General features: G+C 53.9%; 37 protein-coding genes. 10 read left to right on the top strand and 27 right to left on the bottom strand.

Annotation, left to right across the window (positions count from 1 at the left end):
- Positions 1 to 32: 32 nt before the first annotated feature.
- Positions 33 to 1,211: a formate-dependent phosphoribosylglycinamide formyltransferase gene (gene purT, locus L383_RS14495; protein ID WP_023330716.1), complete on the bottom strand. Its 1,179-nt coding sequence runs from the start codon at positions 1,209 to 1,211 to the stop codon at positions 33 to 35.
- Positions 1,212 to 1,380: 169 nt separating this feature from the next.
- On the opposite strand from purT, the gene L383_RS14500 reads away from it, so the two are divergent.
- Together L383_RS14500 and ptrB are read left to right on the top strand one after the other, a co-directional pair.
- Positions 1,381 to 2,031, top strand: coding sequence for a tellurite resistance TerB family protein (locus L383_RS14500; RefSeq protein WP_023330715.1), 651 nt, complete (start codon positions 1,381 to 1,383; stop codon positions 2,029 to 2,031).
- Positions 2,032 to 2,116: 85 nt separating this feature from the next.
- Positions 2,117 to 4,177 (top strand): oligopeptidase B, encoded by a 2,061-nt coding sequence (gene ptrB / locus L383_RS14505; RefSeq protein ID WP_023330714.1) that lies wholly within the window; start codon positions 2,117 to 2,119, stop codon positions 4,175 to 4,177.
- Here the strand turns inward: ptrB and exoX (L383_RS14510) are convergent.
- From exoX (L383_RS14510) to L383_RS14520, 3 genes are all read right to left on the bottom strand, one after another.
- Complete coding sequence (gene exoX / locus L383_RS14510; RefSeq protein WP_014884303.1) at positions 4,174 to 4,836, bottom strand: exodeoxyribonuclease X; 663 nt, start codon at positions 4,834 to 4,836, stop codon at positions 4,174 to 4,176. The genes ptrB and exoX (L383_RS14510) overlap by 4 nt on opposite strands.
- A 24-nt stretch (positions 4,837 to 4,860) precedes the next feature.
- The gene (locus L383_RS14515) at positions 4,861 to 5,511 is read right to left on the bottom strand and encodes a carbon-nitrogen hydrolase family protein (RefSeq protein WP_014884302.1); all 651 of its coding nucleotides are present in this window, start codon (positions 5,509 to 5,511) and stop codon (positions 4,861 to 4,863) included.
- Between the two features lie 110 nt (positions 5,512 to 5,621).
- Positions 5,622 to 5,852, bottom strand: coding sequence for a DNA polymerase III subunit theta (locus L383_RS14520; RefSeq protein WP_013096102.1), 231 nt, complete (start codon positions 5,850 to 5,852; stop codon positions 5,622 to 5,624).
- A gap of 137 nt (positions 5,853 to 5,989) precedes the next feature.
- Here L383_RS14520 and yobA point away from each other — a divergent pair, with 137 nt between their 5' ends.
- From yobA to L383_RS14535, 3 genes are read left to right on the top strand one after another with little or no spacing between them, the layout of a single operon-like run.
- Positions 5,990 to 6,361, top strand: a complete 372-nt coding sequence (yobA, locus tag L383_RS14525) for a CopC domain-containing protein YobA (RefSeq protein WP_023330713.1) — start codon at positions 5,990 to 5,992, stop codon at positions 6,359 to 6,361.
- Between the two features lies 1 nt (position 6,362).
- Entirely contained in the window at positions 6,363 to 7,232 is an 870-nt protein-coding gene (gene copD, locus L383_RS14530; RefSeq protein WP_023330712.1) for a copper homeostasis membrane protein CopD, read from the top strand.
- Positions 7,233 to 7,248: 16 nt separating this feature from the next.
- Positions 7,249 to 7,587, top strand: coding sequence for a YebY family protein (locus L383_RS14535; RefSeq protein WP_014884299.1), 339 nt, complete (start codon positions 7,249 to 7,251; stop codon positions 7,585 to 7,587).
- Between the two features lie 319 nt (positions 7,588 to 7,906).
- On the opposite strand, the gene L383_RS14540 is transcribed toward L383_RS14535, so the two are convergent.
- The 22 genes from L383_RS14540 to L383_RS25905 form a co-directional block, all read right to left on the bottom strand.
- Positions 7,907 to 8,992 carry a tyrosine-type recombinase/integrase gene (locus L383_RS14540; RefSeq protein ID WP_023330711.1) on the bottom strand — a complete coding sequence of 362 codons (1,086 nt, stop codon included), beginning with the start codon at positions 8,990 to 8,992 and terminating at the stop codon, positions 7,907 to 7,909.
- Positions 8,961 to 9,233: an excisionase gene (locus L383_RS14545; protein WP_023330710.1), complete on the bottom strand. Its 273-nt coding sequence runs from the start codon at positions 9,231 to 9,233 to the stop codon at positions 8,961 to 8,963. The genes L383_RS14540 and L383_RS14545 overlap by 32 nt, the downstream gene beginning before the upstream one ends.
- A gap of 294 nt (positions 9,234 to 9,527) precedes the next feature.
- Positions 9,528 to 9,758: a hypothetical protein gene (locus L383_RS14550; RefSeq protein WP_023330709.1), complete on the bottom strand. Its 231-nt coding sequence runs from the start codon at positions 9,756 to 9,758 to the stop codon at positions 9,528 to 9,530.
- A gap of 8 nt (positions 9,759 to 9,766) precedes the next feature.
- Positions 9,767 to 10,006 (bottom strand): DUF4222 domain-containing protein, encoded by a 240-nt coding sequence (locus L383_RS14555; protein ID WP_023330708.1) that lies wholly within the window; start codon positions 10,004 to 10,006, stop codon positions 9,767 to 9,769.
- A 195-nt stretch (positions 10,007 to 10,201) separates the two neighbouring features.
- Positions 10,202 to 10,423, bottom strand: a complete 222-nt coding sequence (locus tag L383_RS14560; protein ID WP_023330707.1) for a TraR/DksA family transcriptional regulator — start codon at positions 10,421 to 10,423, stop codon at positions 10,202 to 10,204.
- A 1-nt stretch (position 10,424) separates the two neighbouring features.
- Positions 10,425 to 10,835 carry a hypothetical protein gene (locus L383_RS14565; RefSeq protein WP_023330706.1) on the bottom strand — a complete coding sequence of 137 codons (411 nt, stop codon included), beginning with the start codon at positions 10,833 to 10,835 and terminating at the stop codon, positions 10,425 to 10,427.
- 91 nt (positions 10,836 to 10,926) lie between these two features.
- Positions 10,927 to 11,118, bottom strand: coding sequence for a DUF1382 family protein (locus L383_RS14570; RefSeq protein WP_023330704.1), 192 nt, complete (start codon positions 11,116 to 11,118; stop codon positions 10,927 to 10,929).
- On the bottom strand, positions 11,115 to 11,432 hold the full coding sequence (locus L383_RS14575) for a hypothetical protein (RefSeq protein ID WP_023330703.1): 318 nt from the start codon (positions 11,430 to 11,432) through the stop codon (positions 11,115 to 11,117). The genes L383_RS14570 and L383_RS14575 overlap by 4 nt, the downstream gene beginning before the upstream one ends.
- Positions 11,416 to 11,931: an HNH endonuclease gene (locus L383_RS24930; protein ID WP_023330702.1), complete on the bottom strand. Its 516-nt coding sequence runs from the start codon at positions 11,929 to 11,931 to the stop codon at positions 11,416 to 11,418. Before L383_RS24930 ends, L383_RS14575 begins: the two co-directional genes overlap by 17 nt.
- Entirely contained in the window at positions 11,928 to 12,146 is a 219-nt protein-coding gene (locus L383_RS14585; RefSeq protein WP_006809796.1) for a hypothetical protein, read from the bottom strand. Before L383_RS14585 ends, L383_RS24930 begins: the two co-directional genes overlap by 4 nt.
- Positions 12,143 to 13,960, bottom strand: a complete 1,818-nt coding sequence (locus L383_RS0123935; protein ID WP_082197296.1) for a phage N-6-adenine-methyltransferase — start codon at positions 13,958 to 13,960, stop codon at positions 12,143 to 12,145. The genes L383_RS14585 and L383_RS0123935 overlap by 4 nt, the downstream gene beginning before the upstream one ends.
- A complete protein-coding gene (locus L383_RS14590; RefSeq protein WP_006809793.1) occupies positions 13,957 to 14,109 on the bottom strand; it encodes a DUF1317 family protein in 153 nt (50 codons plus the stop codon). The genes L383_RS0123935 and L383_RS14590 overlap by 4 nt, the downstream gene beginning before the upstream one ends.
- A gap of 11 nt (positions 14,110 to 14,120) precedes the next feature.
- The gene (locus tag L383_RS14595) at positions 14,121 to 14,831 is read right to left on the bottom strand and encodes a single stranded DNA-binding domain-containing protein (protein ID WP_032629048.1); all 711 of its coding nucleotides are present in this window, start codon (positions 14,829 to 14,831) and stop codon (positions 14,121 to 14,123) included.
- Between the two features lie 11 nt (positions 14,832 to 14,842).
- Positions 14,843 to 15,508, bottom strand: coding sequence for a hypothetical protein (locus L383_RS14600; RefSeq protein ID WP_032628890.1), 666 nt, complete (start codon positions 15,506 to 15,508; stop codon positions 14,843 to 14,845).
- 3 nt (positions 15,509 to 15,511) lie between these two features.
- On the bottom strand, positions 15,512 to 16,168 hold the full coding sequence (gene exoX / locus L383_RS14605; protein WP_032629046.1) for an exodeoxyribonuclease X: 657 nt from the start codon (positions 16,166 to 16,168) through the stop codon (positions 15,512 to 15,514).
- Positions 16,152 to 16,307, bottom strand: coding sequence for a hypothetical protein (locus L383_RS26105; RefSeq protein WP_162876078.1), 156 nt, complete (start codon positions 16,305 to 16,307; stop codon positions 16,152 to 16,154). The genes exoX (L383_RS14605) and L383_RS26105 overlap by 17 nt, the downstream gene beginning before the upstream one ends.
- Complete coding sequence (locus L383_RS14610; RefSeq protein WP_032629044.1) at positions 16,301 to 16,696, bottom strand: hypothetical protein; 396 nt, start codon at positions 16,694 to 16,696, stop codon at positions 16,301 to 16,303. Before L383_RS14610 ends, L383_RS26105 begins: the two co-directional genes overlap by 7 nt.
- Positions 16,697 to 16,764: 68 nt before the next feature.
- Positions 16,765 to 16,905 carry a host cell division inhibitory peptide Kil gene (locus tag L383_RS14615; protein WP_023327239.1) on the bottom strand — a complete coding sequence of 47 codons (141 nt, stop codon included), beginning with the start codon at positions 16,903 to 16,905 and terminating at the stop codon, positions 16,765 to 16,767.
- Positions 16,902 to 17,060: a hypothetical protein gene (locus L383_RS26100; protein WP_023330699.1), complete on the bottom strand. Its 159-nt coding sequence runs from the start codon at positions 17,058 to 17,060 to the stop codon at positions 16,902 to 16,904. Before L383_RS26100 ends, L383_RS14615 begins: the two co-directional genes overlap by 4 nt.
- The gene (locus L383_RS14625; RefSeq protein ID WP_023330698.1) at positions 17,057 to 17,305 is read right to left on the bottom strand and encodes a DUF7446 family protein; all 249 of its coding nucleotides are present in this window, start codon (positions 17,303 to 17,305) and stop codon (positions 17,057 to 17,059) included. Before L383_RS14625 ends, L383_RS26100 begins: the two co-directional genes overlap by 4 nt.
- Positions 17,302 to 17,517, bottom strand: a complete 216-nt coding sequence (locus L383_RS14630) for a hypothetical protein (RefSeq protein ID WP_023330697.1) — start codon at positions 17,515 to 17,517, stop codon at positions 17,302 to 17,304. The genes L383_RS14625 and L383_RS14630 overlap by 4 nt, the downstream gene beginning before the upstream one ends.
- Positions 17,518 to 17,677: 160 nt before the next feature.
- The gene (locus L383_RS25905; protein WP_155857902.1) at positions 17,678 to 17,986 is read right to left on the bottom strand and encodes a hypothetical protein; all 309 of its coding nucleotides are present in this window, start codon (positions 17,984 to 17,986) and stop codon (positions 17,678 to 17,680) included.
- A gap of 217 nt (positions 17,987 to 18,203) precedes the next feature.
- On the opposite strand from L383_RS25905, the gene L383_RS25900 reads away from it, so the two are divergent.
- A complete protein-coding gene (locus L383_RS25900) occupies positions 18,204 to 18,446 on the top strand; it encodes a hypothetical protein (RefSeq protein WP_155857901.1) in 243 nt (80 codons plus the stop codon).
- Positions 18,447 to 18,946: 500 nt separating this feature from the next.
- Here L383_RS25900 and L383_RS14640 read toward each other — a convergent pair whose 3' ends face one another.
- Positions 18,947 to 19,579: a LexA family protein gene (locus L383_RS14640; RefSeq protein ID WP_023330694.1), complete on the bottom strand. Its 633-nt coding sequence runs from the start codon at positions 19,577 to 19,579 to the stop codon at positions 18,947 to 18,949.
- Positions 19,580 to 19,677: 98 nt separating this feature from the next.
- Between L383_RS14640 and L383_RS14645 the strand changes: the two genes are divergently transcribed.
- The 4 genes from L383_RS14645 (at position 19,678) to L383_RS14660 (ending at position 22,274) form a co-directional block, all read left to right on the top strand.
- A complete protein-coding gene (locus L383_RS14645) occupies positions 19,678 to 19,899 on the top strand; it encodes a helix-turn-helix domain-containing protein (RefSeq protein WP_017693164.1) in 222 nt (73 codons plus the stop codon).
- A gap of 29 nt (positions 19,900 to 19,928) precedes the next feature.
- The gene (locus tag L383_RS14650; RefSeq protein WP_023330693.1) at positions 19,929 to 20,471 is read left to right on the top strand and encodes a toxin YdaT family protein; all 543 of its coding nucleotides are present in this window, start codon (positions 19,929 to 19,931) and stop codon (positions 20,469 to 20,471) included.
- Between the two features lie 184 nt (positions 20,472 to 20,655).
- Positions 20,656 to 21,588, top strand: a complete 933-nt coding sequence (locus L383_RS14655; protein ID WP_023330691.1) for a replication protein — start codon at positions 20,656 to 20,658, stop codon at positions 21,586 to 21,588.
- Positions 21,585 to 22,274 carry a replication protein P gene (locus L383_RS14660; protein WP_023330690.1) on the top strand — a complete coding sequence of 230 codons (690 nt, stop codon included), beginning with the start codon at positions 21,585 to 21,587 and terminating at the stop codon, positions 22,272 to 22,274. The genes L383_RS14655 and L383_RS14660 overlap by 4 nt, the downstream gene beginning before the upstream one ends.
- The last annotated feature ends 1 nt before the right edge of the window (position 22,275 follow it).

Raw genomic sequence — 22,275 nt, 5'->3', positions numbered from 1 at the left:
GTATGAAAAACGGGCCTTTCGGCCCGTTTTTTTTATCCTGCTACCTTAACGTTCGCTGCCGCCGCTTTAGCGCGTGCGATGGCCTCGTCGACGTTATTCCCGGTTGCTAACGCCACGCCCAGACGACGGGTGCCGTCGATCTCCGGCTTACCGAACAAACGTACCTGTAACCCGGCGCCCGTTGCGCCCTCGACGTTATCAAACGTCACGTTCTGACTGGTCAGCTGCGGCAGGATCACCGCCGAGGCCGCCGGGCCGTACTGACGAATACCGCCAACCGGCAGGCCAAGGAAGGCGCGAACATGCAGGGCGAACTCGGAGAGATCCTGCGATATCAACGTCACCATCCCGGTGTCATGCGGGCGAGGGGAGACTTCGCTGAAAATCACCTCGTCGCCGCAGACAAACAGCTCCACGCCGAACAGACCGTAACCACCTAACGCCAGAACGGTTTTACGGGCGATATCCTGGGCACGTTCCAGCGCCAGGGCGCTCATCTGCTGTGGCTGCCAGGATTCGCGGTAATCGCCATCCTCCTGGCGGTGACCGATCGGATCGCAGAAATGGACGCCATCCACGGCGCTGACGGTAAGCAGGGTGATTTCGAAATCAAACTTCACCACCCCCTCGACAATCACGCGGCCAGCTCCGGCACGGCCACCCTGTTGCGCATAATCCCAGGCTTTGTCCAGCGTGCTGCTGTCGCGGATAAAACTCTGTCCTTTTCCGGATGAGCTCATCACCGGCTTAATGATGCACGGGTAACCCATCTCATCGACGGCCTGCAGGAATGCGGTTTTATCGCCCGCAAAACGGTAGCTTGAAGTGGGCAGCCCCAGCTCCTCTGCCGCCAGGCGGCGAATGCCTTCGCGGTTCATGGTCAGTTTCGCTGCGTTGGCGCAAGGCACCACGCGCTGACCTTCCTGCTCAAGCGCGATCAGCGTATCGGTCGCGATAGCTTCAATCTCCGGCACCACAAAATCCGGTTTCTCCTGCGTGATGAGTGTCCGCAGAGCCTCTCCGTCCAGCATGTTAATCACATAAGAACGATGGGCAACATGCATGGCGGGCGCGTCGGCGTAGCGGTCTACGGCAATCACTTCTACCCCTAAACGCTGGCACTCAATGGCGACTTCTTTCCCCAGCTCGCCCGATCCTAACAGCATCACACGCGTCGCCGCAGGTCGCAGCGCGGTTCCTAAACGAGTCATAACATTCCCCCTGAAAAAGATGCGCGCAGTATAAACGAAAACGTTTGCGTCTGTCTTGCGCAGGGCAAAAAGGCCGACGAGAAATTTGCGCTTCTTTAGCCTCGACGGACATTTCCTGACGCCTGCTCGCTTACGCTGTGGAAATGTTAACCGTTAAGTGAGGGAAACCATGTCAGGCTGGTTAAATCAACTGCAATCCATGTTAGGGCAGAAAACATCAGGTTCCGGCGACCAGGGGCTAAGCAAACTGCTGGTACCGGGGGCGCTCGGAGGGCTGGCAGGGCTGCTGGTCGCCAATAAATCCTCACGTAAGCTGCTGGCAAAGTACGGTACCGGCGCGTTGCTGGCCGGTGGCGGCGCTATCGCCGGTACCGTGCTGTGGAATAAGTACAAGGACAGGGTACGCGCGGCGCACCAGGATGAATCCCACTTTGGGGAGGAGACTTCGCCGCTGGATCTGCGTACGGAGCGGCTCATTCTTGCGCTGGTGTTTGCCGCAAAAAGCGACGGGCATATTGATGATAAAGAACGAGCGGCTATCGAGCAGCAGATGCGAGAAGCCGGCGTGGAAGAGCAGGGCAGAACGCTGGTGGCGCAGGCCATTGAGCAGCCGCTCGATCCGCAGCGTCTGGCGCAAAGCGTGCAGAATGAGGAAGAGGCGCTGGAACTCTATTTCCTGAGCTGTGCCGCCATTGATATTGACCACTTTATGGAACGCAGCTATCTCAACGCCCTGGGCGATGCGTTGAAAATTCCTCAGGATGTTCGCGAGGGGATCGAGCAGGATATCCGGGAGCAAAAACAGACGCTACAGGGCTAGCTATCGCTGATGTAGCCATGTTTCGCTTGCATCATGCGCGGGTTTTGCCAACCTTATAGGGTGTAAAACTTAAAAGAATGATGTCATGCCACCGAAAGCCCGACGTACTCCGTATGCGATTACCACCCATGGCGATACGCGTATAGATAACTATTACTGGCTACGGGACGATTCACGTTCCCGCCCAGAGGTACTCGACTACCTGCATGAAGAAAACGATTACGGTCGCAAGGTCATGTCCAGCCAGCAGGCGCTTCAGGACCAGCTGCTGAACGAAATGGTGCAGCGCATTCCTCAGCGCGATATCTCCGCGCCCTGGACCAAAAACGGCTATCGTTATCGGCATATCTACGAGCCCGGCAGTGAATATCCCATCTATCAGCGACAGTCGGTATTAAGCGCCGAGTGGGATGAATGGGATATTCTGCTGGATGCCAACCAGCGTGCCGCCCACAGCGAGTTTTATACGCTGGGCGGTATGTCCATCTCCCCGGATAACACCATTATGGCGCTGGCGGAGGATTATCTCTCCCGTCGTCAGTATGGCCTGCGATTCCGCAATCTGGAAACCGGTAACTGGTATCCGGAAATGCTGGAAAACGTCTCCCCGGATTTTGTCTGGGCGAACGATTCCGAGACGGTCTATTACGTTAAAAAGCACGCCGCCACGCTGCTGCCTTATCAGGTGTGGCGCCACATTGTAGGCACGGACTCCGCCGATGACGAACTGGTCTATGAAGAGAAAGACGAAACGTTTTATGTCAGCCTGCATAAAACGTCCTCACGCCACTATGTGATTATTTTCCTTGCCAGCGCTACCACCTCAGAAGTGCTACTGCTGGATGCCGAACTGCCTGATGCCCAGCCGCTCTGCTTTCTGCCGCGCCGAAAAGACCATGAGTACAGTCTGGATCACTTCCAGCACAGCTTTTATCTGCGCTCAAACCGCGAGGGAAAAAACTTTGGCCTGTATAAGACCAAGGTGCGCGACGAGCGCAAGTGGGAGGTGCTTATTCCCGCGCGGGAACAGGTGATGCTCGAAGGGTTCACGCTGTTTACCGACTGGCTGGTGGTGGAAGAGCGTCAGCGGGGGTTGACCAGTATCCGGCAAATCAACCGCAAAACGCGCGAGGTGATAGGGATCGCGTTTGACGACCCGGCCTACGTCACCTGGATTGGTTTTAATCCTGAGCCTGAATCGTCCCGGCTGCGCTATGGCTACTCGTCGATGACCACGCCGGATACGCTGTTCGAACTGGATATGGATACCGGCCAGCGCCAGGTGTTGAAGCAAACAGAAGTGAAGGGATTTGAATCCGACAATTATCGTAGCGAACACCTGTGGGTTACCGCGCGCGATGGTGTCGAGGTGCCGGTTTCGCTCGTGTATCACAAGGCGCATTTTCAGAAAGGTAAAAACCCTATCCTGGTTTACGGCTACGGCTCCTATGGTTCCAGCATGGATGCCGACTTCAGCAGCAGCAGATTAAGTCTGCTCGACCGCGGCTTTGTTTTTGCCATCGCTCATATTCGCGGCGGCGGTGAGCTGGGCCAGCACTGGTATGAAGACGGGAAATTCCTGAAAAAGCAAAACACGTTCAATGATTACCTCGACGTTTGCGACGCCTTAATTGAACAAGGCTATGGCTCACCGCAGCTCTGCTTTGGCATGGGCGGCAGCGCGGGCGGCATGCTGATGGGCGCTGTGATCAATCAGCGTCCCGAGCGTTTTAAGGGCATCGTTGCGCAGGTACCGTTTGTCGATGTGGTCACCACCATGCTCGACGAATCTATCCCGCTCACGACCGGGGAGTTTGAAGAGTGGGGGAATCCACAGGATGAAACCTATTATCGCTATATGAAAGCGTACAGCCCGTACGATAACGTGGAAGCGAAAGCCTACCCGCACATGCTGGTGACCACCGGTTTGCACGATTCACAGGTGCAGTACTGGGAACCGGCGAAATGGGTGGCGAAGCTGCGGGAACTGAAAACCGACGACAACCTGCTGCTGCTCTGTACCGATATGGACTCCGGGCACGGAGGGAAGTCGGGGCGGTTTAAATCTTATGAAGGGGTGGCGCTGGAATACGCCTTTTTGATCGGCCTGGCGCAGGATACGCTTCCAGGCCAGGCTGAACGTTAAGCTTCACCCAGATAATGCTTCAGGGTTAAGCGTAGCTCCGGGCTCATCTTGTCGAGGTTGTTATACAGCCAGCGCAGATAGCCCGGATCTTTATCCGCAATATCCGATACTGCTCTCCCGCGGTATTTTCCGAAGGTGAACGTCGTCAGCAGTGCAGGACGACCGGTAATCGTCGCCATATCATCCGGTGTCCAGCCGGAAGTATTCATAATATCGATCAGCAGCGCAGCGGTGATATAGCAGTCATACAGGGCGCGGTGATGGTGAAGCCCTTCAGGCGTTCTGACGCTGAGCTTGCGGGATTTATACAGCGCCATATTGCTGTATTTGATCCCCGGCCACAGGCGACGCGCCAGCTTCATGGTGCAAATCCACTCCCCGGGCATGTCGGGGAGAACCCGACGGTCGAAGCTGGCGTTGTGGGCGACATACCACGGGCTGCCATAGTAGTGCGGGATAATGTCTTCTATCCAGGGTTTATCCGCCACCATTGATTCAGTGATGCGATGGATAGCCATGGCCTGCGGGCTAATAGGGCGATCGGGCCGCACCAGATGGCTCATCGGGTTGACTATTTTTCCGTCAACGACGTCGACCGAGGCCACCTCCACAATTCCGCCCTGAAGATCGCAAGTTTCGGTATCAATGACGCGCAGCATGAAAATCTCCTGAGCTTAAAACGCTTAGCCTAAAGGAATGATATCGCCTTGCCAACCCTGTCGGTTAAGCGTGCCGGTCAACAGCAGCTCGCCTTTATCCGCCCGCACGATCAACTGGCCTTTTTCATCCCATAATGCGCTGCCGGTGCTGGCGTTCGCCATTAATACCGCAATGGCATATTTGTGTGCAAAGCGTTGCAGGGTGCTGATGGACTGCCGCCAGCGGTTGTCCCTTACCGACTGGCTGCTGGTGAACAGCGTTGCCTGCGGATCGAGATTGGGGGAATCGCCCTGCGCATCAATGATGGTGAGCTGTTTATCCCCCGGAACCAGGCTCGCACCGCCGCCTTGCGGATAGCGCACGATGCTCGGCCGAGAGGGCGTAAAGAGCACGAGACCTTTCTGACGCTGGCCATTCCGCTCAAGGGGAAGCCCGGCAATAACGCTAATCTGGTAAAAATGTGCCGCATCAAGCAAGGGTTCCAGCTGCGCGTCGCACGGTGGGGGAGGTAACGTCGTTGTGCCTGAGCCGGTTAAGGAGAGTTCCGGGAAGACCAGCAGATCGCACTGCTGCTGTGCCGCTTCGGCAATGAAGCGTAGGTGATGGGTAACGTGCTCATCAACACTGTGATACTGCCCGCCATACTGGGCTGCCGCTATATTCCATTGTGACATCGTGACTTCCTTATACACTGAGTCGCAGGGATTTAAGAATACACCTAATTTAATCAGGGTTTTCTTATCCTGCCAGATTTCGCGTAAGGAAGTGTAACGACTCGTTAAGCTTATTTAACTTTAGGCTCGTACGGCAGACGAGAGAGGTTGACCGAAGCGAGACGGTGAGCAATTAATCTTTCCCGGAACCAGTCGCGCAAATGGGCGGGTTGTTCCCGTTCCACAACTTCAGCCACGATGGGCATGTTGTAACGCTCTTTGAACGCAACGCCAGCGGCTGCGAGATCGACATTCACTTTATCCATCTCGTCCTGAGGAAGGGCGGCCAGATTGATTTTCATTTCCTTCTCCTGTTTATGCGGCGGCAACGTTACCGCGATTGCGCGACGATGACAAGCGGAGGTGGGATGATCCTCGACTCGTCTATTATACAGCGTTATTCTTTATCATACAGACATAACAAAAAGGAATGATCGCGATGGGGTTATCCACTTCACGCACGGTATGCGCGCTGGTTTTTCTGGCATCAGTCATTATCTCGCCCGCTGTGCTGGCGCATGCGCATCTTAAACAGCAGAGCCCCGCAGCAGACAGCGTGGTGAGCGCTCCGCAGTCACTGACGCTGAATTTTTCGGAAGGTATCGAACCGGGATTTAGCGGTGTGGTGGTGACGGATGCGCACAAGCAGGTCGTCAAAACGGCAGCCGTAACGCGAGACGAAAAGAACAAGGCTCAACTGATCGTTCCGCTGGCGCAAACGCTGGCGACCGGAACCTACCGGGTGGACTGGCATGTGGTTTCCGTCGACGGCCACAAAACCAAAGGCAGCTATCACTTTAGCGTGAAATAGCATGCTGGCACTGGTCTATGTTGGGTTGCGCTTTATCCATTTCGCGGCGCTGATGCTCGTTTTTGGTAATGCGCTATACAGCGTCTGGTTGGCGCCTTCCTCTCTCCATCGTCTGATGGCTCTGCGTTTCGCGCTGCAGCAGCGGGTGGCATCTTTAATCAGCCTGGCCGCTGCGCTTCTGATGTTCATGCTTCAGGGCGGATTAATGGGCGACGGCTGGGGAGATGTGTTTAACCCGCAAGTCTGGCACGGCGTACTGGGGACGCAGTTTGGCAGCGTCTGGCTGTGGCAAATTATCCTGGCTTCCATTACGGTCGCTGCCGCGTGGCTTGCGCCGCTGAAAGGCTCCCGGCTGCTACTGCTCGCAATGGGGCAGTTTGTCCTGCTGGCAGGGGTAGGCCACGCGACGATGAACGAAGGTCCGTTGGGGGCTGTGCAGCGTCTCAATCATGCCGTTCATCTGTTATGTGCCGCAACCTGGCTCGGCGGATTACTGCCGCTGCTGTTCTGCATGCATCTGGCAAAAGGGCGCTGGCAGAACGCGGCCATCTACACCATGATGCGTTTCTCGCGCGTAGGCCACTATGCCGTCGCGGGCGTGCTGCTCACAGGGACGATCAATTCGCTCTTGATTCTGGGCGTCCATATTCCCTGGCAGGCTGGCTACGTGCAGCTTTTATTGTTCAAATGTGCGCTGGTGGCGTTGATGGTGGCAATTGCGCTGGCAAATCGGTATTTTCTGGTGCCACGGTTTCGTCCGGATTCCGGGTGGGCACAACAGCTTTTTATCAGGATGACACAGGCAGAAGTGGTGCTGGGAGCGCTGGTTCTGGCAGCGGTCAGCCTGTTCGCCACCTGGGAACCCTTCTGACAAGGTTAACTAACATATGAAAAAAACAGTACTTTCGCTCTTATTGCTGGCCTGCACGGGGAGCGCTCTGGCCGCGCCGCAGGTGATCACCGTCAGCCGTTTTGAAGTGGGTAAAGACAAGTGGGCGTTTAATCGCGAAGAGGTGATGCTGACCTGTCGTCCGGGCCATGCGTTATACGCGATCAACCCGAGTACGCTGGTGCAATACCCGTTGAATGAGGTTGCAGAGCAGCAGGTGGCCAGCGGCAAGAGCAGCGGCCAGCCCATCAGCGTGATCCAGATTGATGACCCGGCTCACCCGGGGCAGAAGATGAGTCTGACACCGTTTATCGAACGCGCTGACAAGCTCTGCTAGCGTTCAGGTTTCCAATAAAAAACCGCAGATGCTCGCGAAAGCACTGCGGTTTTTTGTTTTTAATGATGATTTAACGCTTTTTTTCTGGCCGCTTTAACTGTGGACTGGAAAACCTGGCGTCGTCATCTATTCTTAAAAGGCAAGGCGACTTAGCCTGCATTAATGCCAACTTTTAGCGCACGGCTCTCTCCCAAGAGCCATTTCCCTGGACCGAATACAGGAATCGTATTCGGTCTCTTTTTATCTATTTGTTTTTCAAAGGTTTTTTCGGTATTAACACGAAATCCCCCGAAAATTACTCGAATATTCCATATCCTGTCTAAACCATAACATACTCTGCACCGCGTGCGTCCAGGTATTTTTTGGTCATTGTTAAACTTTTGTGGCCGAGTAAGCGCTGAGCAAATTCCTCCCCGCGCTCCTTTTCATAGAGCCTGCTCGCCAGACTTCTGATCTCATGGAAAGGAGGTGGATTAGGTCCGAATTTTAACCCGGTCGAATCCCTTATCTCTGCAAAGGCTTGGGTAAGACCGTCAGGCGTTAGCGGCCCCGGCTTTCTTCCCCCGCGGCGGACCGGAGAGTAAAGCATGAAGTCGGAAGGGTTATTCACCCGGCATCGATCAATGACATCCTGCAACACAAGCCCGGCGACGTCCAGCCTCAAATCAAGGGGAAGCGCCAGTTTGTGACCTGTTTTCTCCTGAGTAACGAAAAGCCTCCCGTCTTTAATGTCACTGAACCTGAACAGTGAGATATCCTCCCGCCGCTGGCCGGTGACCAGTGCCAGATCGCATGCGTTTGGCGCCCATTCAGAATGAGTTAACGCTGCCTGGCGGATGACCGTGAATTGTTCGAGCAGTAAGCGTTCTCGCTTAACTTTCGGTGTCGGCGTTCGCGTCGGTTCTGCCGGGTTCCTGTCGACATGTCCTTCCACAATCGCCTCCCTGAAGATGTCCATCAGCACAGACCTGAGCCCGGAAGCCATGCTCTTTTTATCGCAGAGAATGTACGCTTCAAGGAATGAGGCGATGTCCTTTGTCGTGACAGAAGCGAGGGGAATTTTGCCGAACTCTTCCTTAATGGTGGCGATCTGGTTTCGCCTGACCTTCATCGTGTTTGGTTTCAGCTCGCGCCGCTCGAGAATCACCTCGTAACGCTCCAGCCATGCAGCCACCGTGAAAGTGGGCACGTCTTTTATGCGATCCAGTAGAGAAGAGGGAAGGTAATTCTGGTCGATGTAGTTGTTGGCCTCAATGGCCTGCGCAACGGCGTCCTTGCGATCAATCCGGCCAAGAGATATCTCCTGCCCGGTCACCGGATTGCGCCAGCTGTAAAGTCTGTCTCTTTTACGATAGGTCAGGTTACGGGGCAGGTTAGCGTCGTAACGTACTGGCCTTTTCGCCATGAGTCAGTCTCTCCAGTAAGGTGCCGCCGGACGGCAGTTTGGTGTTTTTCGGTTTAGCGCGCAGATTCTTCTTGCGCGGATCCACGTAGATAGCGTCAGGCTGAACCTTATATTCCTTTCCGTGCAGCTCCGGCGCGGGATAAATTCGCCCCTCTCGCGTCCATCGACGCAGAGTAGAAAGGGAGGGTGGAGTCGTGTAGACCTCAGCAGCCCATTCCTGCAAATTGAGAAGCTTAGCCATGAGAACTCCTTAGCCACCTGGCATTATATGCGAGGCCGCATTGACGTGTTGATTAATCGAAATCAGGATGGTAAATCAATGCGCCCACATTAAAAGCAGCCATTGCACACCTTCCGGTTCGTGAAGAAATGAGATGAGAGCGCCCAGCGCCATAAGTGCGGCGATGAGCCAGGTCATGGGATTTTATTGCATGGTGAACTCCCAAAAAGAATGCCCTCACAGTGGAGGGTAAAAGGGATAACGTTGCAGTGCTTTCGCACCCGATAGCCAGCTCATAACTGGCTATCAGTTGCGTCAGTCGTCTTCATCTTCGTCCCAGTCCCCGTCGTAATATGGCGAGGCGAGAAGTGGGTTAGTTGCTGAGAGAATCTCTCCGGCTGCACCCTGTCGCTGAAGTCGACGAAGCGCTTCGAATAGCTCGAAAGCCTCGGTTCGCTCATCACCAATATCGAGGGAGCACGCCACTTTGTGCGCCTCTGTGACCAGAGTTGATAGCTGGTTTCTGATGTCCTGAATGGTGCTCATAGTTCTCCTTACGCCGCGTGCTGGGCACGCAACTTCTTCAGGTGTTCTGCTGTTTCGATTTCTTCGGCGATCCGCTCAGCCTGTGCTTTGGTCAGCGGCTCGAAATCCTGATTAAAGCGGCCCATGCTGGCGATGCAGGTGCGACCGTTGCGGATGTAGTGGATTACTTCGTGGGTAGCGCGGAGGATTTTGCAGGGCGCGCCGTGGGGATCGGCGTACCAGGTATTAGGCTGGATTATCCTGAACATTGGCTGACTCCTGATTGCGCTTTAATTCCTTTCGGTATGCTGCAACCTCTTTGGCTTTCCTTTTCTGCCGCGGTGATGGCTTTGCGTGCTCCCAAACAAAAGGCCAATTGCTACCCCATACCAACCAGCGTCTATTGCTGATTCGATATGTGTTATTGATGTGAGCACCAAGCAGCCTACGGGCTTGTCGGTTGTTCATGACAGTCCCCTCTGCTTATTCCTTAGTTCGATAACACCCTGGCACTCCGCGCACGTCTGGCAGCCGGGAACGGCAGCGCGCCGCGGCTCGGGAATTGGTTCGTCGCATTCTTCACAACGCTCAGCTGACACTGCATTACGGTCGATGCGGTGAGCGGAAAGGGCAGCGTTACGCTGAAGCTCTTCAATCTCCGCTGCGGTATCTATGATGTCGGCCATATTATGCGTCCCAGTTGATGCCAGCCGACGCAAGCTGTCGGCAATGCCTGATGATTTGAGCGCGGGTTACATCACCAATACGCCACGGAGAGTAAAACGGGGTTATGTCGATTGGCTCATTACCAGAGAACTCGGCATCATCTGCGCGATTAATCCCTTCCCAGTCGGTCGTCTGCTGAATGAGAGCGTTATGCAAAAGGAAGAATGCATCATAACTGTCGGCTTCACCCCAGTAGTCAACAGTGCAAACCTGCCACTCCTGGAACCAGAGACCACCGAGATAGCCTTCATCAAGAGTGAACGCCACTGGAGGGTATTGTTTCGGCATGAGAGCAATCAGCAGACGCATCGCTTCAGTGCTGAATTTTTTTTCAATGCGAGCCTTACGGTTTGTGAACTTTTGGCGAGACATAATCAATGCTCCCGGAACTGTCGGTTAATTCGGTTGAAGGTGAACGCCAGCAATAAAAAGGGAGCCTTAAGCTCCCGGGTAATTAGTGCTTTCATGCTGCACCGCCTTCATTCTTCTCGGCTTCGACAGCCATATTTTCAAGCCGTCGAGATAGCTCGGCGGCCAGCGTCTGGAATTCTTTCTCGGTCGCCACCGGGATCGGCACAAAGCGAATCCCGATGTGCGCGAGGTTATTGGCAATTTCGAGGCTTTTTCTCAAATCAACTGGTGAGGCTCTGTTCATGCCGCACCGCCAGCGTGCCGCAGCCAGATGCAAACCGCGCCATCTTCCGTGTCGTGAATTGAACCGACAAACCAACCATCGCCGGCTGGTGTTTCGGGCTGCCACGCCGAAATGTCATAGCCGTCAACATCTGGATCAGCGTCGTCCTCATCACGATAAATCACTTTCCACTCGAGGCCGTTCTTCTCCAGCCATGCGTTGAACTCAATGGGCGATATGGATTCGCGGCCATCGCAAAACTCATCGTAAAGCGGGTGAGTCCAGTAACCGTATTGATCGCGCTCGACGGGCAGAGCTTTAAATTCTGTTGTCATGATGATCTCCATGGTTAGCAAATTCGCCGTGGTATTGCTGCCTATAAACTCTGAGACTTTCTGCGGCTTCTTCTATTGAGTCGAACCACCCAATGTTTATCCTTTCACCATTGGCTTGGCATCTTGCTCGCCAGCTTTGCATTTTTTTGTCCCAGCTAACTCCTTTAACCCCTGAAATGCTGCCCTTTCTGGCTGGTTGATTCATCATGTTTTGAGAGCGTGTGGCCAGTCTTAAATTAACAATTCTGTTATCCGATCTGACATTGTTAATGTGGTCGATCTGCTCAATTGGTGAGTGTCCATAGACGTAAATCCATGCGAGGCGATGTGCTGAATATTTGACCTTGTCTACTTTTATGTAGGCATAGCCTGTGTAATCTACAAACCCAGCGACATCACCTGGATGCATGCAGTAAGCAGTAGGGTTTAGCCAATAAAAAACCCCTGTTGAGGGGTCATATCTAAGCACTTCTTTTAACCTGTTTTGCGTAAGGGTCATTGTTCAACTCCAAACCTTTTATTCAGGCGCCCTGTGTATACGACGAACTCCAGGAGGCTAACTCCCAGAGCTTCTATTTTCTTGTGATGCTTGTTGATAATGGGAGGCACCGTTTCGTTCCAGTTAGGTTTTGGCTTCTTGCGCATGGCCTGCTGGATTTCCTCGGTGCAGCGGCGGCAGGCGGCGCGGATGGCGTTATCTGTTTCTGGCGTCATGCGGCCTCCCTGCTGGCGAGAAGTTTCGCCCCGAAAGCCATCAGCTCGTCCCGGTCCACAGTTGCGAAGTGGCAGTGTGTACGCGGGTACGGTCGCCAGATTATGAGCATCGACCCTTTGTTGTTGCCGCTTACCGGCTTACCGGTGACCGGGTTGATAAACGCCAGCCTCCCGGCAGTGATGAAGCGAACCTCGCTGGCGGTCTGGATAGCCTCCTTGAACCAGCCAACCGATGTGTCTGCCGGAACCAGCATGACCGTGCCGATCTGATTGGCGCTCTCTGCGGCGGCCTTCTTAACAAACGGCATGATTTCGCTGTATGGCGGGTTCAACCAGACGTATCCGGGAATGCTCAGGTAATCAGCCCAGGGCGTTTCCAGCGTGTTCTGCTCGGCTGTGATGAACTTCCGGCACAGTGCGTTATGAGGAGCCGCGGCGGCATCCAGTTGGAAGCAGAACTCAGCATCAAGGGAAGTGAATAGTGCTGGTGGAGTGCGCCAGAGGTCGCGCTGGTCGAGCGGGGTTTTACTTCCGCCATAATCACCATTCGTCTTCTCGGCTGGAAGCGCTGCGGCGATGCGCTCACCAATCCAACGCATAACCGGTACTGCCATGCTATTTCCGATCGCTTTGTAGCGTGGCCCGTCCGGGCATTCATCAGCATTCTTCCCGCGCCAGCCGATCAGGGTGTGATTATCAGGGAAGCCCTGAAGGCGCTCACACTCAATCGGTGTTAGGCGGCGAACCTGCATACCCCACCCGATAGCTCCTACACCCATGCCAGCGCGGCCGCCATTCGGCGTCAACAGCGCGTTGGCTGTGCCGTCATTTCTCACTTCGACCGTACTTCCTTCTGATCGCCCTCGGATTGCCAATGTGAATGGTTCAGTAACTATCGCGTTTTCTTGTCCGTTGTTGCGGCCAAGTGTGTGCGCCAGTTCGCAATTGGTATCGGGATCCTGCGTACCGTGCACTGCGAAAGTCTCAGTATCAAAATCCAACCTGATTCCATGCGCGGTGCAGGCGGTCGCCACATCAATATGACCGGCAGTATTGCCACCGCCAAAAGCAATCAGGTGTCCAGCTTGTGCCTGATTGTCGTCTGCGCCACACGTTCCAACGCCTCGTGCAGTAAGGGCGGCAACAGCCTTTTGCGTTTCTCGGCGCGGCGCAGAATCCCGGCGCACGCTGTCGAGCTCAAAAAGTACCGCTGCGGGATCGAATCCTTTTCGAGCACTTGCGACAACGAACACACGGCGGCGTCGTTGGGCCACTCCGAAAAATTGAGCATCAAGGACGCGCCAGGCGATAACCCTTTTTGGTCCAGACACACAACCTGCGTGCGTCCATTTCCCCCCTGCTGGCTGCAACTCACAGCTTTCTCCGGCAAGTCCTGCCAGAAAGCACCCGAAGGCATTGTCTTTGCTGCTGAGTACGCCGGGGACGTTTTCCCAGACGATGATTGATTCTGGCTCACCGCGTTCGCGGCGCTTTGCGTCGATTGCATTGGCTAATTCCACGTAAGATAGGGTTAACTGCCCGCGGTCATCAGACAGGCCTTCACGTAAGCCGGCGATGCTGAATGCCTGGCAGGGCGTACCGCCGACCAGAACATCAGGCGCTTCAACTTCACCAGCGCGCACCGCATCGGCGATTTTGGTCATGTCGCCGAGGTTTGTTACTTCCGGCCAGTGATTGGCGAGGACTGCGGATGGGAATGGCTCTATTTCAGAGAACCAGGAAGGTTTCCAGCCGAGAGGTTCCCACGCTTTACTGGCAGCTTCGATGCCGCTGCACACGCTTCCGTATTTCATGCCGCCTCCTGCCTTTCCCGATATTCCTCAGCGAGCCGCTGCGCCTTTAATGGATTGCTGACCACTTCACCCCATGGCATTAGCCAGCCGTTACCAATGAAGGGAAGGCACAGTGTGCCAACCCTGATGTCGTCGTGAGCGTGAGTCATAGCGATGCCTTTTAGAAGGGGATGTCATCGTCGAACTGAGGATGTTGATTGCTCTGTGATACCTGACGGTTGGCCTGCTGCAGGCGAGACTCAGGGACCGCATTTGGATCCTGCGGATTGCCCCCCCATCCGCCGCCGCTATGTGATGGTGCACCCCAGCCCCCGCGAGAAGAATCGTGAGGTTTACGGTCGTCTTTGTCTTTCATGGTGCGCTCGAGTGTGGCGATCGCTTCTGCTGGCGTTTTGTCGGTGAACTCTTTATAGGTCAGACGACTTCCCGGCTGGAAAACATGGCGCACTTCAAACTTATAGCTGTCACTGCCATCAGTTTTGGTGGTGAGGATTTTTTGCAGGAACAAGCCGACTCGCTTACCTTCCAGTGCCGGCAGACACCATTCAGGGCCGCTTTGCCCCTGGCGCTGTTGCGCCTGAGCGTCTTTAACCTGGGCAGCCCACATGATGGCGGCGATCAAGCCCATACCAAAAGTCTGTGTGCCGTCGCGGCCGAGGAAGTTGATGCGCAGGAAGTTTGCTTTCTGGCCGTCAGCGTCAAGCGAAAGAACAAGTGCCTGCGACTGTGATCCATCCTTGCCGAACTCATACACAGCGGAGGTGATCACGCCTTCGTATGCGCCGGTTTCAGAAATGCCAGCGGAGGATCCTGCTTTGAGTGCTGCTTCTGCCGACTGCTGGTTCCAGGTAAAGCTGATTGGTTGGTTCATCGTTATCTCTCTTATAAGTCAGTGAATTCAGAAATTGCGTTGTCGAACGCCGCCAGGTCGTTATCCATGTCAGTCACTTCCGGACCGAACAGGTCTGGAGGACATTTCACGGTGTCGTTGTCGTCGCCCTTCAACAGGAAAAGGTGTTTTCCGTCGCGCTTGATAATGCGCAGAACGATAGGGAAGTAGCCTTCAGGAGTGAGCTTTTCGTTAAGCATCTTGCCGACGGTCTTCATCCTGATTTTTCCTTCGCTCTCTTCAGTGTGAGCGAGGAAATAGACGCGGTAGTCGTCCGGAAGCTGTGTGGCGGCTTCAATGATGCGCCAGGCGTGCTCCGCCATTTCGGTGAACTTGGTGTAGCCAGTCTCGTAGGCCCGGTCCATGTTCTCGTGCTGCATGACGGCCTGAAAATCATCGATAATCAGTATTTTTCGGCCACTCATCGCAGCGTTACGGATCACGTCAAGAAGATGCCGTCCATTGCGGATATCAACCACGTTCCCGCGCTGGATTGAGTTATCCGGCAGGCGTTTTCCGTGGAGCTTCCAGCCGTTATTACGGAACGGAAGGGCCTTACGAATACAGCGAGCGAGAATAGCGTTTTCCGGGTTAACGTTGCGGATGCTGTACGTCTTGCCATACCCGGAGTCGGCAAGGATGAGAGTCATCACCGCCATGAATTACCCCTTAAGCCAGTGTTTAATGGTGAAGAGAATGTCTTCGTCATCGCTGTTGCTGGACAACCAGCGGAGATAGCCAGGGTCGACCTTCGCAATCTCTTCGAACGTCAGGCCCTTGTGTTTGCCGAACCGGATAGCCTTAATCAGTGAAGGGCTGTTTGAAATGGCGCGCATTTCGCCAAACGTCCATTTCGCCAGGCGACCCATGTACAGAAGCAATTCAGCAGTTACGTAGCAGTCATACAGCGCGCGGTGCGCATACAGGCCTTCAGGCAGTTCAGGTTTCAGGCCCAGGCTGTAACGCAGGTACTGGTTACTGTGGCTAGGGTGATCAGGAAGAAGTGCGCGGGCCAGCTTAGCTGTGCAGATCCATGGTCCGTCGATTTGCGGCAGCTTAGATTTATCGAATTTCGCGTTGTGTGCGACGTAAGCCTGCGCGCCAAGGTAACGCCCGATAACCTCGCCAATCAGCGGGGCGTCAGCGACCATATCTTCAGTGATATGGTGGATAGCCATAGCCTCGAAGCTGATCGCTTCAGTGGGCTTCACAAAGTCGCTCATGGGATTGCAGATAACACCGTCGACAATATCAACGCTGGCAATCTCCAGCACACTACCTTCCAGGCTGGTAGTTTCGGTATCAATAACTCGCAACATGCTTAATCTCCGTAAGGTGGTCGTTAACTGCGTCAAATTCTGCGAGCTGGTGGGCCAGTGATTCGAGGTCTGCCGGCTGCAGGTCATACAGCAGGCAGAGCATGGCAACCATCAGCAATCCGGTTTGCTGAGTCACCATCGCGTTCTCCGTGATGTCTTGGCGCGGGATGGGTTCTGGCGGAAGAACTTCTCAGCGCAGCCTTTGTCGGTGCAGAAATGCTTTTGTGCCGTCGACATGTAGGTTGATACTGTCTGAACAGTGCAATCGCTCTTATGACGCCGCGCGCCGCAGTAAGCACACATTACAGAGCTGATGTGCTCGGTAGCCGAGTCGAGAATGATGCTTTCCGCAAAACTGCCTGGCACACCACGTGAATCGACATACTCGATCATGTTCTCGGTGCGCCCGGCGCTGTTGGTGAATGACCCCCGCCCGGTAAGTTTGATAATTTGGCCGCCGAGTTTCAGTCGGGATCCTTCTGGCAAACTTGCCAGACGTTCAGAGGTTAATCGCTCGTAAGGTTGCATAAAGACTCCTTAAAAGTGCGTGCGAAGGCCGCCCGCGTAATGCCAGGCCGATCGGTTGAATAGGGGGATTAGGCTGTTTTTCTATGCCACGGATAACCGATGGCAACCTTCATTTCGTCGTAGGCTGCCATCCACATGGCACCATCACCGATAAACAGGGCAATGGCTGCTTTACTCTGCGCGGCGCGCAGCAGGTGATGATTGATCATACCTTCACCTCAACCTGTTCCAGGAGGCCAGCGATATGCATCTGCCAGCGGTTAAGTATCAGCTTCTCGCGTGGTGCCGATACCGACGTTAGCTGCCACTCGTTATCGTTGAGCTTTTTGGCGGTGTACTGCTTGCCGTTGTGGGTGACTGTCATGATGCCTCCCGCTTTTCTTTGAGGTCGGCGCGTAGGTGAATTTCTTTCCCATCGGCGGCCGGGAAAATCAGGATGTCATCACGAACCGAGAGTAAGTGCGCTACTGCAAAAAGTGCTTCGTCAGTAACATCGAACTTCTCCCCAGTGAACTCACGAACGCCAGGTGCCAGCTTGCTTGGCTTGGAGCGGCCAGCAAAAATTCGCTTAGTCAGCCCAGAAAAACCTACTGTAATTGGATTGCTCATGATGCCTCCCGGGCGCGGAGCATTGCGTCGGCAATGCTGTATGCATCGCTTGCTAAATCACTAAACGCTCCATAGTTGCATTCGCTGCTGATGATTCCCTGCATAGCCTTCGCCGCGAAGTAGTCACGCAGCGTCATGCCAGGGCCAGAGTATTTGGAGTCGTAATTATCATCTCGGGTCGGAAACGCCTGTTCGTATTCTTTATTGCTCATAAATCCTCTTGGCCTTATCGCGGCGAACGGAACGGTTAATACAAGACTTCAACGCATTTATTCAGTGTTTCAATGGGCGGTGGATGGCCGCCGGTTGTCATAAATGGGCAGACTCGAAAATCTGCCTATGTATGACTGATAAAAAACCCGCCGGAGCGGGTTAATCATTTGTTACTGTGTAACCTTCGTTTTCAAGCCAGCGAACCACATCCGATTCATCCATTGCATCAAGAAGTGATGCCGCCGTGTACTCAGAAATAATTTCTTCAGGCTTAACACATTCAACTAATTCGATACTGTCGATATCGATTTCCATATGCCTATTCCATCCGTCGCCGTATGGGTTAATAGAGTTAATTTGTTTAACTTTTAACGTCGCATCTATTGCCATCGCCTTACCCTCTGTCGTTACCCGCTGATGCGGGAGAAATGCTTTGGCGATTGGATGGCCGGTGCTGATCTCCGGCATAAGGCGCTTTTTAGGCGGCTGGAGCTGACTTATTTGCTTAGCTATCCTCGGGAGTCAGTCACGTCCCCCTGCGCATCAGCCTGCGCATTCATCCAATCCCAAAACATTCCAGTTAGTGCCGGGGTATTTATCCGCGCCCGGCGCGCGCTCCCTTGCTTTCCACAGTCAAAGGAATGCCGTAGACTGATGAATCCACAGTCAAAAAAAGGAATTAGTTATGTCTGAAGTTAAAACTGAATTGTTAGTGAAGGAGCTATCTGCTCGCGTTGATGAGCTGGAAGATAAAAACGCTGCACTTAAGCTTCTTTTAGCTGCGATGTTTGCTTCAAGCACTCCAGAACAATCGCAACAACTAAGGGCGTATCTCTCTGAATGGAAAAGGCTAAACTCTGGTCAGACTCCCGACTCTGTATCCAGTCGTCTAAAAGAGATTGAAAGCGTTGTTGGCGAGCTTCGATAGCAGCATATTCTTGATTGGTCCGGTCGAGCAAAATTTTGACGACCGGATCTATTTTCTCCGTCATACATACCTCTCTGTTTGTTTACCGTCAGCCCCTCGCAAAGAGCTGCTGGTAAAGATTCCCCGATGTTCGGGAACTGAGCAGCAAACCATTCCGGTGCGGAGTCCTCTTCGTGTGCTATACCCGCCACGCGTTACACACCTGCCTCAATCCCATTGGGCGCCATTTCAATTTGCCAGGAGCGCTCCGGGTGATTTGCTGCTTGACTGAATTCTTAATGAGCAGGCGACTTGCTGTCCGCCGCTGGCTAACTTCGCTCAGCTGTCGATGTTTCGTTTCGATGGATTAAAGATACAGATAAAACTGTATTATCGTCAACAGACAAAACTGTATTTTATGGCGTGCGAAACATATGTTTCTGTATTTGTGAGTAATTTATTTTGTAAGGACGAAAAAAAACCGGCCTTAGCCGGTTTGATTAGACGTTTGAGAGGGGGTTTTAGCGTTTGCGGCGGTAAATACGGTGCTCAATCATTACACCGATAATGGTTAAAGGCTGGTGATCGCTGTTAATGACAGGGTAGTCGTCATTGAGTGGGACCAGTTCAAAGTGCTGGCAGCCGAGAGGGTCTATCCATGTCGGGCGGTATTTCTTAAAAGTAGCCTGTGTTCCGCCGTTCTTCGCTACAACAAATTCGCCAGGGGTTGGCTCAACCTCAGGATCGACAATAATAACGTCACCAGCTTTGAAGTCAGGCTCCATTGAGTCGCCTTCAATGCGCAACGCAAAAGTGTGCTGTGACACATCCAGATCAGTGAGGATGTATTCAAGGCTGCCATCGAAAGCCTCGATAGGGTTTTTCTCGGCCAGTGCTCCTGCCTGTACGTAGCTTATCAACGGAACTCTCCTGCTGTTGACCTCTGCCATCGGCATAAACGCGCCGCCGTTCATTAGCCAATCAGCATCGCATTTAAGCGCCTTGGCTATTCCAATTATATTACGTGGCTTGAGAGTTTTCCCATCTTCAATGCTCTGCCATGACTGCTGCCGGATACCGGCCTTCTCAGCAGCTTCTGTCTGGGTTAATCCCAGCTCGATTCTTTTCTGTTTAACGCGATCCGCAAGGCTCATAAATCCCTCTCTCTGTATGCCTTGATAGTCACAGTTAAAACTGTAATTGACAAACAGAAATAACTGTCACAGAATACAGATAAAACTGTGGAGGTGATATGGAAACAATTTCTCAACGCCTCAAGCAAAAACGTGAAGAGATGAATCTGTCTCAGGACCAGTTAGCAAAACTGGCTGGTATGAAACAGCAATCACTTCAGGCCATCGAGGCCGGGACTACTAAGCGTCCACGTTATTTGGTTGAGCTGGCTCGGGCTCTCAAATGTGAACCTGAATGGCTTCTTTTTGGCGATGAGCCGAATAAAACAACAGCCGCTTAACGGCGGCCTTAACAACGAAAGGGAAAGCAATGCATTCACTTGCGTATCAACACAATACCGTAATACACCCGGCAGCGGTGATAAACCGCGCTCAACCTAAGGCGGCGCCAGACCACGAAAAGATCCGCGATGCGGTCCGGGCATGGTCGTCGGCGCTGGACAATCAGGACGTCGTTTCGGCGCTGATCATCAACGAATACCGGGAGCAGGGCGGGACCGCCATCAGCTTTCCGGAAGACATCAGCCGGGCGCGCCAGAAGCTTTTCCGCTTCCTGGATAACCGTTTCGACTCAGAACAATACCGCGAGAACGTGCGCCAGCTGACACCGGCAATTATGGCCGTGCTGCCGGTTGAGTATCGCACTCGTCTGATCGGTGCAGATTGCAAAATGTCTCGCTTGGCTGAGGCCGAGAAAGAACTCGCAGAAGCTAAACAGGCCGTGCTGCTGGACGCTCCAGAGCATCAGAAGCTGAAAGAGGTAAGCGAGGGTATAGCGTCGCTGTTCCGCCTCATGCCGGAGCAGGTAGGACCGCTGATGACGATGGTTACGTCGATGCTGGGGGTTATGTGAGAACTACAAAAATGGCGAAAGCCGGTCTGCGCGAACAGAACCGACTTTCAGGTGCAAATGCAGATAACAAGTGCGAGGTCATTATGACAAATGCTAATCCAAAACGCCAGGCGCAGGAGGTTTAACTGTGTCGAACGTCGCTTACGCAAATTTCGCGGCGCACTCAGCCGCAAGGAGCAACAGGATGGAGAACCAGAAGTCTGGTTACGTCCCGTTGTACCGGAGCATCAAGAAGAAGTCCTGGGCTAAGGATGTGTTCCTGCGCGCGCTGTGGGAGAACCTGCTCATTGACGCAGCCAGACAGCCATACACGGCATTCTTCAAGGGCAAGCAATGGCCTCTGCAACCCGGTCAACTGGTCGTCACTGCTGCAGATCTTGGCCTTCAGTTGTGTGACCGTCAGGGAAACCCGACAAGCCGCGACGCTGTGGAGAGAATGCTGTCAGTTTTCGTCCGCGAAGGGATGATTTCCATCGAGGGAGAGAAGCGAAAAGGCAGGGTGATCACCATCACAAATTACGTCGAATATGTTCAAAAAATGGACGACTTACCCGCACATAAAGCCGCACATACAGGCGCACATTATGAAGCCAGTAACGGCGCTGGTTCAGACGGGTATGCCGCACATAAGGCCGCACAATTCCCCGCACATCATGAACAAGAAGGTAATAACAAGAATATAAATAACTCTACGTCCGAGAATTCTGACGAATCCTCTGACAAGCCCGGAAAGAAACCGCCTGTCATGAAACCTGAAGCGGCAATTCAGAGCGGCACGAAGTGGGGTAACTCAGAAGACCTACGCTGCGCTGAATGGCTGTTCACCATGGTGCAAAGCATTTCACCATCTGCCAAAAAACCAAACTACGCAGCGTGGGCTAACGACATCCGCCTGATGCGCGAGCGTGACGATCGCACCCATTACGAAATCGCTGCCCTGTTCAAATGGGCCTGTAACGACAAGTTCTGGAAGGGGAATGTTCTATGCCCGGCAACGCTGCGCGACAAGTGGACTCAACTCGATATCAAACGCAACAAGCAGCAGACAGGCGAAGAACCTGGCAAGCCGGATCTGGACTTCAACAACACTGACTGGGCCTATGAGGTGATGCGATGAAATCTCTTGCAGAGCAGATGCGTAACCATGACCGCGAGCAGATGAGCCGCATGGCCCACAACCTGCCAGAGCAGTACCAGGAGCGCGCGCCGGTCGAGCAGGTAGCGCAGGTATTCAACAAGCTGTTCAACGAGTTGCGCGCCGCGTTCCCGGCCAGCATGTCGAACTTCCGCACCCAGGACGACCTGAACGAATTCCGCCGTCAGTGGCTACTGGCGTTTCAGGAGAACGGGATCCACTCAATGGCGCAGGTTGATGCCGGTATGCGAGTGGCTCGCAGCCAGGTACGCCCATTCCTTCCGTCGCCGGGCCAGTTCGTCGCCTGGTGCAAACAGAGCGGCGGGGTGCTGGGTATCACCGTTGACCAGGTGATCGCCGAATACTGGGACTGGCGTAACCGCTCGTTCGAATTCACCTCCAGCGAACAATTCCCCTGGTCGCAGCCGGTCATGTACCACATCTGCGTCGAGTTACGCCACCGCAGCACAGAGCGCCAGTTAACGCATGGTGAGCTGGCACGCGAGGCTGGCGATCTACTGGACATGTGGGAGAAGCGCGTCACAGAGGGTAAGCCAGTTCCGCCGGTACGCCGGGCAATTGCAGCACCAGCTGCTGAGCACGGACCGACGCCGATCCAGCTGCTTCAGGCCAAGTACAACCGCAACAAGTCGAACGGGATGGTGTGAG

The organism is Enterobacter sp. MGH 37, from assembly GCF_000534515.1.
Lineage (GTDB): Bacteria > Pseudomonadota > Gammaproteobacteria > Enterobacterales > Enterobacteriaceae > Enterobacter > Enterobacter kobei.
Note: the sequence above shows the minus strand (reverse complement) of the source record. Positions and strands in the feature narration are given on the sequence as shown.